The sequence below is a fragment of the Streptomyces sp. NPDC014889 genome, from assembly GCF_043081205.1.
GTDB lineage: Bacteria > Actinomycetota > Actinomycetes > Streptomycetales > Streptomycetaceae > Streptomyces.
Map to the genome: position 1 here is coordinate 58,039 of NZ_JBIBWH010000003.1, position 14,594 is coordinate 72,632.

Sequence of the window (14,594 nt, forward strand, 5' to 3'; positions counted from 1 at the left end):
GGTGAAACGTGGCATGCGCATTTCTGGGGCGCATGTGAACCGGGGGGATCTGCAACTGCGCCAACCACCCCCGTTGATCACTGCCCCGCGCGCCGCTCGAAGACGATTCAGCTACTGGGGGTAGCAACCATATGACGAAGAAGACGCGGGTTCGTGTCGCGCGGATCGCGGCCGGTGCCGTGATCGCCGCCGGCGCCTCGCTGACCGCCGCGGGCGCGGCCTCGGCCCTCGACCTCGGCATCAACGCCGGCGTCGGCGGCACCGGCATCAAGGCGAATGTCTCCCTGACCGCCGGCGATGACGACAACCAGGGCGGCGACGGCGAGGGCGACCCCTGCGACATCGGCGCCGGCCCGGAATGCAACCCGGACGACCCGGGCGACGGCGGCACCGACCCGGGCGACGGCGGTACCGACCCTGGTGACGGTGGCACGGACCCGGGCGACGGTGGCACGGACCCGGGTAACCCCGGTGACGGTGGCACGGACCCCGGCAACCCCGGTGACGGTGGCACCACCCCCGGCAACCCGGGCGACGGCGGCACCACCCCCGGCAACCCCGGCGGTGGCAGCACCCCGGGCAACCCCGGTGGCGGCAGCAGCACCCCCGGCGGCAACGGCGGCGGCAACGGCACCACCCCCAACGGTGGCGGCAACCACACCGTCCCGCAGGAGCAGGGCTCCTCGGCGCTGACCGAGACCGGCTCGGACAGCAAGCCGACCGCGCAGGGCAACGGCCAGGAGCTCGCCGAGACCGGTGCCGCGGAGACCACGTTCCTGCTGATCGGTGCCGCCACGATGATCGCCGGCGGTATCGGCTTCCGGTTCCTGCCGCGCCTCATGGAGGGCCGCGGCGGCGCTGCTGCCTGAGGTGCGGCGGGCCACGTACGCATGGTAAGCACGCGCGCGCGTACGGGTGAGTGAACGACGAGGGGCCCGGAGCGGCAAGCTCCGGGCCCCTTCGCGTTCGGCGTCCTCGGGGTGCGCCCTACACCGTCTGGTGGGCCAGCAGCGCCACCGCGGCGATCAGCGCCACCAGCAGCGCGACCAGCGCCAGCGGGTTCAGGCCCGCGAGGAAGTTCTCCTGCTGCAGCCGCTCGCGGTTCGCACGGCACACGGGGCACCGGCCCTCGCTCACGGGCGCCGCGCAGTTCGCGCACACCAGCCGGTCGTACGTCATGCGCCTCGCCCTCCTCGCACCGGTCCTACTCCGTCAACGCCCACGCGCGCGCGAACGTTCCCTCCCCACAATGCCAGGTTCGCCGGGGCGGCGCGCGGGTCGCTCCACAAGCGCGGGCCCCGCGCGGGCCACGCACCGACTCCGCGCGGCACCGGCTCCGCGAGAATATGCCCCGCACAAAAACACACAACCCACACCCAACCGTGACCGGCGACTGCGCACCCCTACCCGGTTCGCGTAAGGTCACGCTCACCTACCCCCGGCGATCCGTGGTGCATCCGTGATCCGATTCGACAATGTCTCCAAGGTCTACCCCAAGCAGACCCGCCCGGCCCTCAGGGATGTCTCCCTGGAGGTGGAGAAGGGCGAGTTCGTGTTCCTCGTGGGGTCCTCCGGCTCCGGAAAGTCCACCTTCCTGCGGCTGATCCTCCGCGAGGAGCGGTGCAGCCACGGGCAGGTGCACGTCCTGGGCAAGGACCTCGCACGCGTCTCCAACTGGAAGGTCCCGCAGATCCGCCGCCAGCTCGGCACGGTCTTCCAGGACTTCCGCCTCCTGCCCAACAAGACGGTGGCGGAGAACGTCGCCTTCGCGCAGGAGGTCATCGGCAAGTCCAAGGGCGAGATCCGCAAGTCCGTGCCGCAGGTGCTCGACCTCGTCGGGCTCGGCGGCAAGGAGGACCGCAGGCCGGGCGAGCTGTCCGGCGGTGAGCAGCAGCGCGTCGCCATCGCGCGCGCCTTCGTCAACCGGCCCAAGCTGCTCATCTGTGACGAGCCCACCGGCAACCTCGACCCGCAGACCTCCGTCGGCATCATGAAGCTGCTCGACCGCATCAACCGGACGGGCACCACCGTGGTGATGGCGACCCACGACCAGAACATCGTGGACCAGATGCGCAAGCGCGTCATCGAGCTGGAGAAGGGCCGTCTCGTCCGCGACCAGGCGCGCGGCGTCTACGGCTACCAGCACTGACCAGTCCACGACGGAAAGGCTTGACCAGACGCCATGCGCGCCCAGTTCGTCCTGTCGGAGATCGGTGTCGGTCTTCGTCGCAATCTGACGATGACCTTCGCCGTCGTCGTCTCCGTCGCCCTGTCTCTCGCCCTGTTCGGCGGGTCGCTCCTGATGAGCGACCAGGTCAACCAGATGAAGGGCTACTGGTACGACAAGATCAACGTCTCGATCTACTTCTGCAACAAGAGCAACGCCCAGAGCGATCCCAACTGCGCCAAGGGCGCGGTCACCGAGGACCAGAAGAAGACGATCCTCGTCGACCTGAAGAAGATGTCGGTCGTCGAGAACGTCACCTACGAGTCCCAGGACGAGGCGTACAAGCACTACCAGGAGCAGTTCGGCGACAGCCCGCTGGCCAGCACCATCACGCCGGACCAGATGCAGGAGTCGTACCGGATCAAGCTGAAGAACCCGGAGCAGTACAAGGTCATCGCGAGCGCCTTCAACGGCCGGGACGGCGTGTACTCCGTGCAGGACCAGAAGGGCATCCTGGACAACCTCTTCGGGCTGCTGAACGGCATGAACTGGGCCGCGCGGGCGGTGATGTCGCTCATGCTGGTCGTGGCCCTGATGCTGATCGTCAACACCGTGCGCGTCTCGGCGTTCAGCCGCAGGCGTGAGACCGGGATCATGCGTCTGGTGGGCGCATCCGGCTTCTACATCCAGGCGCCGTTCATCATGGAGGCGGCGGTCGCCGGACTGATCGGGGGCGGGGTCGCCTGCGGATTCCTGGTCACCGCGCGGTACTTCATCATCGACCACGGTCTCGCCCTGTCCGAGAAGCTGAATCTGATCAACTTCATCGGCTGGGACGCGGTGCTGACGAAGCTGCCGCTGATCCTCGCGACCAGCGTGCTGATGCCGGCGTTGGCCGCGTTCTTCGCGCTGCGCAAGTACCTGAAGGTGTGACGCACGCCAAAGAGGTCGTACGGTCGAGCAACCGTGCGGCCTCCGGGCGTTGTCCTAGACTCACCGCCATGTCAGGCCGTGACCTGTTTCGTCAGCCCCGCCGCGGCCGCGCCGGGGCCGCCCTGACATTGGTCTTCGCGAGCGTGCTGGTGGCGGGCGCGGCGACGGGCTCCCTGCCCGGCCACGACGACCGCAAGTCCCGGCCGGACCAGGCCCGTTCGGTCCGGCCCGTCGGCCGGCCGGAGGAAGTGACCCGGGCGGCGGCCGAGGCCATGGCCGACGGCGAGTCCCCCATGCAGGCCGCCGAACGCGCCGTCAGCCGCAGCGGCGACCGCTGGGGCGCCGTCTACTCCCGCGGCGAGTACGAGGAGTTCCAGGAGGCCCTGGACGGCCAGTACACCGGCGTCGGACTGTCGACGCGGCGCCGGCAGGACGGCCGGGTCGAGGTGGCGAAGGTCCAGGCGGGCTCGCCCGCGGCGGCCGCCGGCATCCGCCGGGGCGACCGGCTGCGCACTGTCGACGGCGAGCGGACCGACGGGCTTCCGGTCACCGACGTGGTCGCGCTGCTGCGGGGCGACGCCGAGGAGGCGCCCGCCGGCACCCCCGTCACCCTGGGGCTGCAACGCGGCAAGCGCGCGTGGTCCCGGATGCTGCGCCGGGCCCGCCTGTCGACGGACCCGGTCACGGTACGGCGGTCGGCGGACGGTGTGACCGTCATCAGGATCGCCGCGTTCTCGAAGGGCGTGGGCGAGGAGGTCCGCACCGCCGTACGCCGCTCCCCGGCCGCCGGCGGGATCGTCCTCGACCTGCGCGGCAACTCCGGCGGCCTGGTCACCGAGGCCGTCACCACCGCCTCCGCCTTCCTCGACGGCGGCCTGGTCGCCACCTACGACGTCGACGGCGACCAGCGCGCCCTGCACGCCGGCTCCGGCGGCGACATCACCCGGGCGCTGGTCGTGCTCGTCGACGGCGGCACGATGAGCGCGGCCGAACTGCTCACCGGCGCCCTCCAGGACCGCGGCCGCGCGGTCGTCGTGGGTTCCCGCACCTTCGGCAAGGGCTCGGTGCAGATGCCGAGCCGGCTGCCCGACGGCTCGGTCGCCGAACTCACGGTCGGGCACTACCGCACCCCCGGCGGTCACACCGTGGACGGCCACGGCATCACCCCGGACCTGGACGCCGGGCAGGACGCGCTGCGGCGCGCGCAGACGGTCCTGACGGGCCTGGGCGACTCGACCTGAGGCTGTTTTAATGCGCTTCCCACACACCGCCTCCGTAGTGCGAAAATGGGCTGCACTATGGCTAAGGAAAAAGGGCGCAAGCTGATCGCGCAGAACAAGAAGGCGCGGCACGACTATCACATCATCGACACCTACGAGGCCGGTCTGGTGCTGATGGGGACAGAGGTGAAGTCGTTGCGTCAGGGGCGGGCGTCGCTGGTCGACGGCTTCGTACAGCTCGACGGGCACGAGGCGTGGCTGCACAACGTGCACGTGCCGGAGTACAGCCAGGGCACCTGGACCAACCACAGTGCCCGCCGCAAGCGGAAGCTGCTGCTGCACCGGGCGGAGATCGACAAGCTGGAGTCGAAGTCCCAGGAGACGGGTCACACGATCGTGCCCCTGGCGCTGTACTTCAAGGACGGCCGGGCCAAGGTCGAGATCGCGCTGGCGAAGGGCAAGAAGGAGTACGACAAGCGGCAGACGCTCCGCGAGAAGCAGGACCGCCGCGAGACGGACCGCGCGGTGGCGGCGGTGCGGCGCAAGCAGCGGGCGTAGCGGTAGGTCCGGGACGCGGTCCGCGACGCGGGGAATACGCTGGCACGGACCTGCGTTGGTCACGTACGATGACACCAGCACCGCGAGGCCGGTGCGGATCCCTCCTCGGAGGGCTTTGAAAAATCCACATGGGGATGATCGGTTTCGACAGCGGCTGTCGAAGCAGGGGAAGCGTGTCGAGGAAGCGGCCATGATCTCGTAAACCACAGGCCGAAAAAATAATCGCCAACACCAAGCGCGATTCCTCCCAGCAGGCCTTCGCCCTCGCTGCCTGATCTCAGGTAGCAGAGCGAGCCTCCTACTAAGGGAGTGTCAGCCCGGGGCTGTTCCCGACCCGGATCCTGGCATCAGCTAGGGGACTAAACCTTGATCCCGGTCACGGGGTGAAGAGGGAAACCAAACAGTGACTGAGCCCGTCGGAGACTTGTCCGCGTGATCTCCGGGGCCGAGAAAATCGAAGCGGACTGCACACGGAGAAGCCCTGGTTCCGCACCGTTGGACGCGGGTTCGATTCCCGCCATCTCCACTCATCCCATGCGGGCAGAGCCCCGTCGCTTCGAGCGGCGGGGCTTTTCTCGTTGCGCGCCTGGCCGGCCGCGGTCGCGCGGTCAGTCAGGCGCGAGGACCGTCGTGCACATTGTGCTGGCTCAGTTCCACCGCGAACCGGGCCGCCGTGACGAAGTCGGCGTCGTCATGGAGCACGACGAGTCCGTGGTGCGCGGCCGTCGCGCAGATCTGGAGGTCGACGGAGGACAGAGCCCTGTGTGCCCCCTGATCCGCCGCCCGTTCCTGGAAAGCACTGATCCACAGGCACGCGCTCTTGGGCAGGGAGACGTCGTCGTAGAGATCGGTGAACATGTCGCTGAACGCCCTGTACTCCTTGGCGTCACGCGCGGACCGGAGGAACTCGGCCCGTTGCGGGTAGCACGAGAGCACGTAGCCGTCCGTGACCACCGGTCGCCACGCCTCGTGCAGGTCGCGGTCCCGGAGCAGGCGCCACAGCGCCGACGAGTCGAGCAGGTAGCGCATCACCGGCGTGCCGCGTCCTTGTCCGCTCGATGCGCCTCTTCGGCTCTCTCGATGTCCCAGCCCTGGGCCATCTCGAAGTACTTGTCGTAGGCGGCGTCGCGAGCCAGGCGCTTGTTGTACATCTCGAGCGCCGCCGCGACGGCGGCCGTCTTGGTCCGATGTCCGCCCAGGCGCTTCGCCGTATCCAGGGCTTCGTCGTCGATATCGATGTGGGTGAGTGACACCGGGTCCTCCCGGATGTACATAGCGGCGCATGAATCAGATGCATTATTGTACATCCCGCTGCTTCTCACCTGGCGGAGAGGCCTGCGCCCGTGGCGGCCTCAGGGCAGCAGGGGCAGGGTGGCCGTCACGGAGAAGGTGCGGTCCTTCGGGGTGGTGTGGAGGGTGCCGCCGAGGGCGACGACCCGGCCTCTGAGGCCGGACAGGCCCGTGCCGCGGCCTGGTGCGGCAGAGGGCGAGGCGGTGGGGACGCCGTCGTTGCGGACGGTCAGGCGGATGTCGTCCGGGTCGGCGTGGAGTTCGATCTCGCAGAACGTGGCACGGCTGTGTTCCAGCAGGTTGCCCACCGCCTCGTGGAGCACCGACCGCAGGCACTCCGTCACCGCGTCGTCCAGTTCGAGGCGCGGCGGCAGCGAGGCGTGCACCCCTATCCCCGAGGTGGTCAGCAGTCGCTGTGCCCGGGCGAACTCGTCGGCCAGCGAACGGATCGCCCCGGGGCTGCTGATGCGCCGTACGTCCTCCTGCGTCCGCCGGGCCATCTCGACGACCTCGGTCAGCGCCGCCCTCGCGGACTCGACGGAGGCCTCCCCGCGCAGGGCGTTCTCCGCCCGCACCACGATGGCCACCAGCGACGAGCCCACCAGATCGTGCAGGTCCTGGCGCATACGCGCCTGGGCGCGCTGCTCGGCGAGCCGGGCCGTCTGCTCCTTGCTGCCGTGCAACCGGGAGGAGAGCAGGGCGAGATGGGTGACCGCGAAGACCGTGCTCGCCGTGATCGCCGCACTGAGCAGGGCGACCAGCGAACCGCGACTGCTCTCGACCACTCCCGTGTGAATGAGCAGCGGCCCGCTGGCGACGACCCCCACGGCGACGGGAACGGAGTTGGCGGGAGGCAGGGTGAGCATCACGGCGCCGGCGAGGAAGCCGAGCAGTGTGAACCACCGGTGCTGGAAGACCACTAAGGGCACGTAGGTGAGCACGGCCTGCACCAGCAGCAGGCCCCACCTCCACCGGTACGGCAGCCGGTAGGGCGGAGGCGCGTACTGGCCGAGCAGCACGGCCGGCGTCAGCACCAGCACGGTCAGACCGGCGGCGACGGTGCGCTTGTGGAACGGCGAGGCGGCGACATCCAGCGCCACCAGCCCCAGTGATCCGATCACCACCACGGCCAGCGCGCCCAATGCGACCCGCGCTCCCGGTGGAGCCGTCACGCCCTTCACTGCTTTGCTGCGCATCCCTGCCCCGCTCCATTTTCGATCATCAACGGTCGATTATGGACCGGTCCGGGAGAGGTGATCGGACCCCGCCAGAGGCGTCAAAGCGCGCTCTGACCTGCATATTCGAGCAGTTTCACAAGATCTTTGCAGCTTGTGAACTCTTCACTTCTTCGGCCGTGGTGCCCCTGATTTGATCACGTCTGCGTCATGTCCATACCAAGGAGAGATGACTGAACGTGTCGAAGAGAACACGCCCGACCGGCGGGTGGGAAAGTTCGACGGTCGCCCTGCAGAGGCACAGACGGTTGCTGCCGCGGATCGCGGTCTTAACCGCCATGGTGCTCGCGGCGGAGACGGCGCTGGTGGTTGCCAACACCGGCCAAGCGGTGGCACTCACGCGCGAGAAGATACAGCAGACGGCCGCCAAGGACACGCCCAAGAGCCCCGACACCGCTGCGGACATCCCGTCGGCGAAGGTCGCGGCCCGGCTCGGCGGCAAGCGTGTCGAGGCGCTCTCGGAGCGTACCGAGACCTCGACGACCTGGGTGAACAAGGACGGCTCGCTCACCACGGAACTCGCCGCAGGGCCGGTACGGTTCACGGACGAGGAGACGGGAGAGTGGCGCGAGGTCGACCTGGACCTCGTCCAGGGCGCCGACGGGACCGTCGAACCCAAAGCCCACCCGGGCGGGCTGCGCCTGTCCGGCAGGTCCGGGACGCCGGCGAAGTCGCTGACGGCCGCTCAGCAGGCCGAGGCCACCGACCTGGTGACCCTGGGCGAGGGCGATGAGCAGATCACCCTTCAGTGGAAGGGCGGCCTGCCCAAGCCGAAGCTGGACGGCACCCGGGCGGAGTACGTCGACGCCTTGCCCGGCGCGGACGTGGTCGTGGAGGCGACCAGGACCGGCTTCGAGCAGTACGTCGAACTCAAAGAGCGTCCCGGGACCGGTGACGCGGGCGACTACTCCTACACCCTGCCGCTGAAGGCCGAGGGCCTGAAGGCAAAGCAACTCGCGGACGGCAGTGTGCTGTTCACCGACAAGAAGAACAAGAAGCGGGCCGTGATGCCCGCGCCGGTGATGTGGGACGCCACCGTCGACGAGCGCTCCGGCGAGCACACCCGCAAGGCCGCGGTCGGCCTGAAGGTGGTCCAGAAGGGCGCCCTGGTCGACCTGGTGATCACCCCGAACGCCGAGTTCCTCGCCGACCCGGACACCACGTACCCGGTCACCATCGACCCGTCCACCTCCTCGCTCTCGAACGTCTTCGACACCTACGTGCAGCAGGGCGTGACGGTCGACCAGTCGACCGACACCGAGCTGGACTGGGGCAACCCCGGCACCAAGAACGCCGACGGCACCCCGCGCACCGCGCAGACCTTCATCTCCTGGAACACCACGCCCATCCAGGACGCGCTGGTCCTCGACGCGAAGCTGTCGCTGTGGAACTTCCACTCGGGCAACAACGTCGACTGCAAGGCGTACCCGTGGGAGGTGTGGTCCTCCCCGGCTGCCTCCACCTCCAGCCGGTGGAGCAACCGTCCCACGATGACGGCGAGGAAGGCCACCTCCACCGAGACCCGCGGCAACAGCGACTGCACCACTCAGCCCAAGGGCTGGATCAACGCCAATGTGACCACGCTGGTGCAGGAGTGGGCCTCGGCCAAGACCACCCGCGGCCACATGGGCATCCGCGCCACCGACGAGTCGGTCGTGGCGCAGTGGAAGCGCGTCAACTCCGCCAACGCGGCCACGAACCCGCCGAAGCTGGTGGTCAACTACAACTACCGCCCGCGCACCGGCACCAAGCAGGAAGCCGGCCCGCCGTACTTCTCCTACGGCGGCGACTACATGGTGAACACCACCACGCCCACCCTGCGGGACACCTTCGTCGACCCCGACGGTGACAAGGTCAACGGCACCTTCCAGATCTACGACAACGCCACCAACACCCAGGTCGGCAACGTCCTGGTGTCGAAGTACGTGGCATCGGGCCAGCCCGCCTCGGTGACCGTCCCGGCCGGGCTGCTCGCGGACGGCAAGACGTACAAGTTCCGCACCAGCCCCTACGACGGCACGCACTACAACACCGGCTGGTCGGCGTGGAAGACGTTCACCGTCGACACCAAGGCGCCCTCCGCTCCCACGAAGATCGTCTCCACGGACTACCCGTCGGACAAGTGGGTCAAGGGCACAGGCAAGGCGGGCACCTTCACCGTCACACCCCCGGCTGCCGACCACAACTGGCTCGAGTGGTCGCTGGACGGCGTCACCTGGACCAAGGTCGCCACCGGCGGTGCCGCCGGCGACAAGGCCCTCTCAGTCACCCCGCCCAAGGACGGCACCCACACCCTCCAGGTACGGGCCGTCGACAAGGCCGACAACAAGTCCGAGCCCATCGAGTACACGTTCCACGCCGGCCCCGGCGGCTTCGTCCAGCCGTCCGAGGGCGAGCGCACCGCCCGTCGCCTGCCGCTGGCCGTCGAGGTCGAGGCGGCCAAGTACAACGCGGTGTCCTTCTCCTGGCGGCGCTCTGAGGCGGACCCCTGGGTGAAGATCCCGGTCGGTGACGTCACTTCGGGCGGCAACCGGCTGACCGCCTGGCCCGTCCCACTGACCAACGGCAAGAATGCCCCGCTGGTCTGGAACGCCACTGACACGGTCGACCCGGACGGCACGATCCAGATCAAGGCCGACTTCACCGGACCGGGCAGCGCGGCCGGCAGCACCGAACCGCTCACGGCGGTCGTCGACCGCAACGCGTCGGGCGCGGCATCGAGGGAGGTGGGCCCCGGCACCGTCAACCTGCTGACCGGCGACTTCCTGCTGTCGGAGGGCGACGCCTCGTACTTCGGCCTCTCCGTGGGCCGTACCGCCTCCTCCCGGGAGCCCAACGCGCAGACCGACGGCCAGGTGCCGATCTTCGGCAAGGAGTGGTCCAGCAGCGCCGTAGCCGACAATGCCGGATCGGACTACGTCCAGATCGAGAAGGTCTCGGCCACGGCCCTCTCCGTCGTCGAGGAGGGCGGCAAGGCGATCGCCTTCACCGCCAACGCCGCGCAGAACGGCTGGATTCCGGAGCCGGGCTCCGAGGATCTGACCCTCAAGGGCACTTTCGCCACCAGCTTCACGCTGACCGACAGCGACGGCGTCGAGACCCTCTTCACCAAGCCGGACGCCTCGGCGACCACCTGGGTCGTCGACACGTCCAAGCTCAACGGCCTGGCCTCCAGCACCTCCAACGTCGTCTCCGAGACGGTCGTCGTCGGCGGCAAGGTCCTGGCCCGCCCGAAACGCATCATCGCACCGACCTCGGCCGTGTCCAACGCCACGTGTGCGGCGACCCCGGCCACCGTCGGCTGCCGCTCACTGGAGTTCGTCTACGCGACCTCGACCACCGCCACCGCCGCCTCCGACGGCGACTACAGCGGTCAGGTCAAGGAGATCCGGCTGTGGGCCACCGAGGCCGGCGCCAACGTGGCGACGTCCAGGGCGGTACAGAGCTACCTGTACGACACGGCCGGCCGTCTGCGGCAGGTGTGGAACCCGCAGATCACGCCGTCCCTGAAGACGACGTACACCTACGACGCCGCAGGCCGGGTCACCCAGTTGACGCAGCCGGGTCAACTGCCGTGGACGCTCACCTATGGCAAGGCCGGAAACGCTGCCACCGCCGGTGACGGCATGCTGCTCAAGGCGAGCCGGCCCGGCCTGAAGCGTGGCACGGCCGACGTGGCCGAGGACACCAACGCCACCACGCTCGTCTATGACGTCCCGCTGACCGGGTCGGCCGCCCCGTACAAGATGGGCGCGTCCGATGTACGGGCCTGGGGCCAGACCGACGCGCCGACCGACGCCACGGCCGTGTTCCCCGGTGACGTCACTCCGCCGTTGAACTCCGGCTCCGGCCTCGCCGCCGCCGACTACAAGCGCGCGGACGTGTACTACCTCGGCGTCTCGGGACATGAGGTCAACACGGCGCAGCCGGGCGGTCACATCAGCACCGAGGAGTTCGATCGCTTCGGGAACACGGTTCGCAGCCTGACCGCCGGTAACCGCGCATTGGCCCTGGGCACGGCGCCGGGGGCGGCCGAGACGCTCCTCGACCTCGGCATCAACGCCCTCACCACCTCCGAGCGGGCCATGGAGCTGTCCAAGCTCACGTACTACAGCGCCGATGGCTTGCGCGAGACGGAGAGCTTCGGCCCGCTGCACCGGGTCGAACTCACCCAGGACCTCAAGAACGGCTCGACCGTCCTGGTGCCCGGCGGCGATTCGGTCCCGGGCCGCGAGTGGGCGGTCAGCGAGTACGACACCGGGCGTCCCACCGACGGCAGCGCCGTCGTCAAGGACCAGCTCACGCTCACCGTCAGCGGTGTCCGGGTCCGCGGTTACGACTCGAACATGGGCGAGAAGTACGTCAACGAGACGCTGTTCGACTGGGCCAAGGGCCTGCCGAAGATGTCCATCACGGACTCGGGGGGCCTCAACCTCGTCACCTCCACGGCGTACGACGCCCAGGGCCGCGTCACCGATGTGAGCCAGCCCGGATCCACCGGCTCCGACCCGGCGACCCGTGTCTCCGTCTACTGGTCGGGTTCCGGTACCGGCTGGTGCAAGGGCCGCCCGGAGTGGGCCGACGCGGTGTGCTGGACGGGTCCCGCGGGTGAGATCACCGGCGGCGGCTCGGAGCCCAAGCAGGTGGTTGACAATAGCTACGAGTACGGCTTCTTCGGTCAGAACACCAAGCGGATCGAAACGGCGAACGGGGCGAGCCGCACCACCACTGTCACGTTCGACAACGCCGGCCGCCAGCTGAAGACCACGGTGACCGGGCCGGGCCAGGCGGTCCCGGACTCCACCCGTGTGTACGACTCGGCCACCGGCCTCCCGGCCGGTACGACCTCGTCCACCGGGGGCACGACCACCAAGGCGTACGACAAGCTCGGCCGTCTCATCTCCTACACGGACGCCGACGGTGGTGTCACCAGGACCGAGTACGACCTGCTCGACCGCCCGGTCAAGGTGTCCGACTCCGTCCCGTCCTCCGTCACGTACACCTACGACACGACGGCCGAGCCGCGCGGACTTCCGGTCTCCACCACCGACTCGGTGGCGGGCACCTTCTCCGCCGGGTACGACGCCGACGGCACTGTGATCAGCCAGAGACTGCCCGGCGGTTACACGCTCGCCCAGGAGGTCGACACGGCCGGCGCGATCACCAGCCGCGTGTACACGCGGAACAGTGACGGTGCCACGGTCATGTCGGACAGCGTGAGCAAGTCCGCACACGACCAGGTCGTCCGGCACTCCGGCTGGTCAAGCCAGACCTTCGGGTACGACAAGGCCGGCCGCCTGACGTCCGTCGACGACATCGCCTCGGACGTCTGCACTCGCCGTACCTACACGCTGGACAAGCGTTCCAACCGGACTTCGGTCACCAGCGCCACCGCGGTTTCCGGCGCCGACTGCCCGACGACCGGTGGCACCGCCAGGACGAGCGCGTACGACAGCGGCGACCGGATGGTGGACAGCGGCTACGTGTACGACGCCTTCGGCCGCACCACGGCACTGCCGGGCAGCACGGTCGGTTACTACGCCAACGACCGTGCCTACCAGCTTACTTCCGGCACCCAGCGGCAGACGTGGCAGCTGGACTCCGCCATGCGCTTCCGCTCCTGGAAGACCGAGAGCGGCAGTGGCAGCACCTGGACGCAGACCGGGTCCAAGCTCAATCACTACGACGGTGACGGCGACAGCCCCCGCTGGATCGTGGAGGATACCGGTACCGGCGCTCTCACCCGCAACGTCACGTCCCTCGGCGGTGATTTCCTCGCCACCACGAGCAAGACCGGTGAGGCCGTCCTGCAGTTGGCCAACGTGCACGGTGACGTCGCCCTTCAGCTCCCGCTGGACAGTGAACAGCCCCCGGTGGTGCTGGACAGCGATGAGTTCGGCAACGCCCGCGTCGGTCAGGAGCCTGCCCGGTACAGCTGGCTGGGTGCCAAGCTGCGTTCCGCCGAGACCGTGGCGGGCCTGACCCTGATGGGCTCGCGTCTGTACAACCCCGTGACCGGGCGCTTCCTGAGCCCGGACCCGGTGTACGGCGGCAACGCCAACCCGTACGTCTACCCGGCCGACCCGGTCAACGCCTACGACCTCGACGGCAACAAGAAGCAGAAGAAGCCGCGTTCCTGTAACTTCTGGTGCTCTCTCTTCATTGACGGCCTCGGTATCGTCGTTGCCGCGGTCTGCACCCCGGCCCTGGGGCCGGTCGTTTGTGGTGGCATCGGCGGCGGTCTCGCAGGCTTCGCCAAATACTGGTGGACCCACCGCGGCGGTCACGGGTACACCCACAAAGGCGCTGCCTGGGCGACCCTCCAGGGTGCCGCGATCGGCGGATTCGGCGGAGCGGTAGGAAAGGGCATCCTGAAAATCGGAGGCAAGGTCTTCCGGGGCTACGGTGACCGCGCCTCCATCAAGGCGTGGGACAAGTTCCAGAAGGCCATGAAGAAGTAAGGCCTCGCTTCTCCGGTGCCTGGTGGCTGTCTTGCCACCAGGCACCGGACCCAGTCCGGTTCACCCCTCACACAGAAAACGGGATTCCACCCATGTTCAGCTACTGGCTCGCGGTCGTACGCCGTGCCGCCGGGACCATCGCCGCGATCTTCGTAATCTGTGGCGGTGCCATGGCCGGTGTAACACTCTGGGACGGCGGGACGTGGGCGACCGTGCTGTTCCGGGGGGCGCTGGCCGGCTTCGTGCCTGGCGCTGTCATGGCCGTCGTGGGAGCCACGTCGAACACGTGGAAGGCCGCGCGTGCGGCTTCGCGGCACGGCCTGACGTTGTCCGCGGAGGCCGTGCCCCTGCCATGCACCGCGGAGATCCGTGTTCCCATACGTCCCGGCATCACCGCCTACCAGCTCACCGACAGTGTGCTGCACGCCCTCAAGCAGCTCCCGGCCCCCGAGATCGACGAGGTGAAGGAATTCACCCACGGCAAGCTCACCCTCATCTGCAGGAAGTCGCTGAGCGGACCGGTGAGGTTCCATGTTTCCATCACCACAGACCAGGACTCCGCGACCGTTGCGATGGACGCGCGCCCCACGGCCACCTGGAAGCTCCTTGATGACGGCGCCAGTTGGAGCGTCCTCAAGGCTTTCGAGCCGCATGTCGGCAAGGCCGTCAAGGACGAAGTGGACGGCATGACCGCGACGTGATCGCTTCGGCTCGGTGAGGGACAATCGGT

Annotated in this window: 11 protein-coding genes and 1 other RNA gene; 8 read left to right on the forward strand and 4 right to left on the reverse strand. The window is 68.7% G+C overall.

The window, feature by feature from the left end; genetic code table 11:
* The first annotated feature begins 131 nt into the window (after positions 1 to 131).
* A complete protein-coding gene (locus ACF09J_RS06330; protein WP_392304219.1) occupies positions 132 to 869 on the forward strand; it encodes a hypothetical protein in 738 nt (245 codons plus the stop codon).
* A 118-nt stretch (positions 870 to 987) separates the two neighbouring features.
* Here the strand turns inward: ACF09J_RS06330 and ACF09J_RS06335 are convergent, their stop codons facing one another.
* The gene (locus ACF09J_RS06335; RefSeq protein ID WP_392304220.1) at positions 988 to 1,179 is read right to left on the reverse strand and encodes a hypothetical protein; all 192 of its coding nucleotides are present in this window, start codon (positions 1,177 to 1,179) and stop codon (positions 988 to 990) included.
* A gap of 280 nt (positions 1,180 to 1,459) precedes the next feature.
* On the opposite strand from ACF09J_RS06335, the gene ftsE reads away from it, so the two are divergent.
* The 5 genes from ftsE (at position 1,460) to ssrA (ending at position 5,407) form a co-directional block, all read left to right on the forward strand.
* A complete protein-coding gene (gene ftsE, locus ACF09J_RS06340) occupies positions 1,460 to 2,149 on the forward strand; it encodes a cell division ATP-binding protein FtsE (RefSeq protein ID WP_361414983.1) in 690 nt (229 codons plus the stop codon).
* 33 nt (positions 2,150 to 2,182) lie between these two features.
* Positions 2,183 to 3,100, forward strand: a complete 918-nt coding sequence (ftsX, locus tag ACF09J_RS06345; RefSeq protein ID WP_392304221.1) for a permease-like cell division protein FtsX — start codon at positions 2,183 to 2,185, stop codon at positions 3,098 to 3,100.
* A 68-nt stretch (positions 3,101 to 3,168) separates the two neighbouring features.
* Positions 3,169 to 4,341: a S41 family peptidase gene (locus tag ACF09J_RS06350; protein ID WP_392304222.1), complete on the forward strand. Its 1,173-nt coding sequence runs from the start codon at positions 3,169 to 3,171 to the stop codon at positions 4,339 to 4,341.
* Positions 4,342 to 4,398: 57 nt separating this feature from the next.
* Positions 4,399 to 4,878 (forward strand): SsrA-binding protein SmpB, encoded by a 480-nt coding sequence (gene smpB / locus ACF09J_RS06355; RefSeq protein ID WP_392304223.1) that lies wholly within the window; start codon positions 4,399 to 4,401, stop codon positions 4,876 to 4,878.
* Positions 4,879 to 5,008: 130 nt separating this feature from the next.
* Positions 5,009 to 5,407, forward strand: a transfer-messenger RNA (tmRNA) gene (gene ssrA / locus ACF09J_RS06360).
* Between the two features lie 83 nt (positions 5,408 to 5,490).
* Here the strand turns inward: ssrA and ACF09J_RS06365 are convergent.
* From ACF09J_RS06365 to ACF09J_RS06375, 3 genes are all read right to left on the reverse strand, one after another.
* The gene (locus tag ACF09J_RS06365; protein ID WP_392304669.1) at positions 5,491 to 5,907 is read right to left on the reverse strand and encodes a PIN domain-containing protein; all 417 of its coding nucleotides are present in this window, start codon (positions 5,905 to 5,907) and stop codon (positions 5,491 to 5,493) included.
* Positions 5,907 to 6,131, reverse strand: a complete 225-nt coding sequence (locus tag ACF09J_RS06370) for a type II toxin-antitoxin system VapB family antitoxin (protein WP_392304224.1) — start codon at positions 6,129 to 6,131, stop codon at positions 5,907 to 5,909. The genes ACF09J_RS06365 and ACF09J_RS06370 overlap by 1 nt, the downstream gene beginning before the upstream one ends.
* 99 nt (positions 6,132 to 6,230) lie before the next feature.
* Positions 6,231 to 7,364: a sensor histidine kinase gene (locus ACF09J_RS06375; protein WP_392304225.1), complete on the reverse strand. Its 1,134-nt coding sequence runs from the start codon at positions 7,362 to 7,364 to the stop codon at positions 6,231 to 6,233.
* A gap of 317 nt (positions 7,365 to 7,681) precedes the next feature.
* Between ACF09J_RS06375 and ACF09J_RS06380 the strand changes: the two genes are divergently transcribed.
* Together ACF09J_RS06380 and ACF09J_RS06385 are read left to right on the forward strand one after the other, a co-directional pair.
* Positions 7,682 to 13,864, forward strand: a complete 6,183-nt coding sequence (locus tag ACF09J_RS06380; protein WP_392304226.1) for an RHS repeat-associated core domain-containing protein — start codon at positions 7,682 to 7,684, stop codon at positions 13,862 to 13,864.
* 92 nt (positions 13,865 to 13,956) lie between these two features.
* Entirely contained in the window at positions 13,957 to 14,565 is a 609-nt protein-coding gene (locus tag ACF09J_RS06385) for a hypothetical protein (RefSeq protein ID WP_392304227.1), read from the forward strand.
* Positions 14,566 to 14,594: the final 29 nt, after the last annotated feature.

Excerpts from the sequence above, each read along its gene's own strand:
- ACF09J_RS06380 (WP_392304226.1), top strand. The coding sequence starts at position 7,682 with ATGGTGCTCGCGGCGGAGACGGCGCTGGTGGTTGCCAACACCGGCCAA.
- smpB (WP_392304223.1), top strand. The coding sequence starts at position 4,399 with ATGGCTAAGGAAAAAGGGCGCAAGCTGATCGCGCAGAACAAGAAGGCG.
- ACF09J_RS06365 (WP_392304669.1), bottom strand. The coding sequence starts at position 5,907 with ATGCGCTACCTGCTCGACTCGTCGGCGCTGTGGCGCCTGCTCCGGGAC.
- ACF09J_RS06330 (WP_392304219.1), top strand. The coding sequence starts at position 132 with ATGACGAAGAAGACGCGGGTTCGTGTCGCGCGGATCGCGGCCGGTGCC.
- ACF09J_RS06375 (WP_392304225.1), bottom strand. The coding sequence starts at position 7,364 with ATGCGCAGCAAAGCAGTGAAGGGCGTGACGGCTCCACCGGGAGCGCGG.
- ACF09J_RS06385 (WP_392304227.1), top strand. The coding sequence starts at position 13,957 with ATGTTCAGCTACTGGCTCGCGGTCGTACGCCGTGCCGCCGGGACCATC.
- ftsX (WP_392304221.1), top strand. The coding sequence starts at position 2,183 with ATGCGCGCCCAGTTCGTCCTGTCGGAGATCGGTGTCGGTCTTCGTCGC.
- ACF09J_RS06350 (WP_392304222.1), top strand. The coding sequence starts at position 3,169 with ATGTCAGGCCGTGACCTGTTTCGTCAGCCCCGCCGCGGCCGCGCCGGG.
- ACF09J_RS06335 (WP_392304220.1), bottom strand. The coding sequence starts at position 1,179 with ATGACGTACGACCGGCTGGTGTGCGCGAACTGCGCGGCGCCCGTGAGC.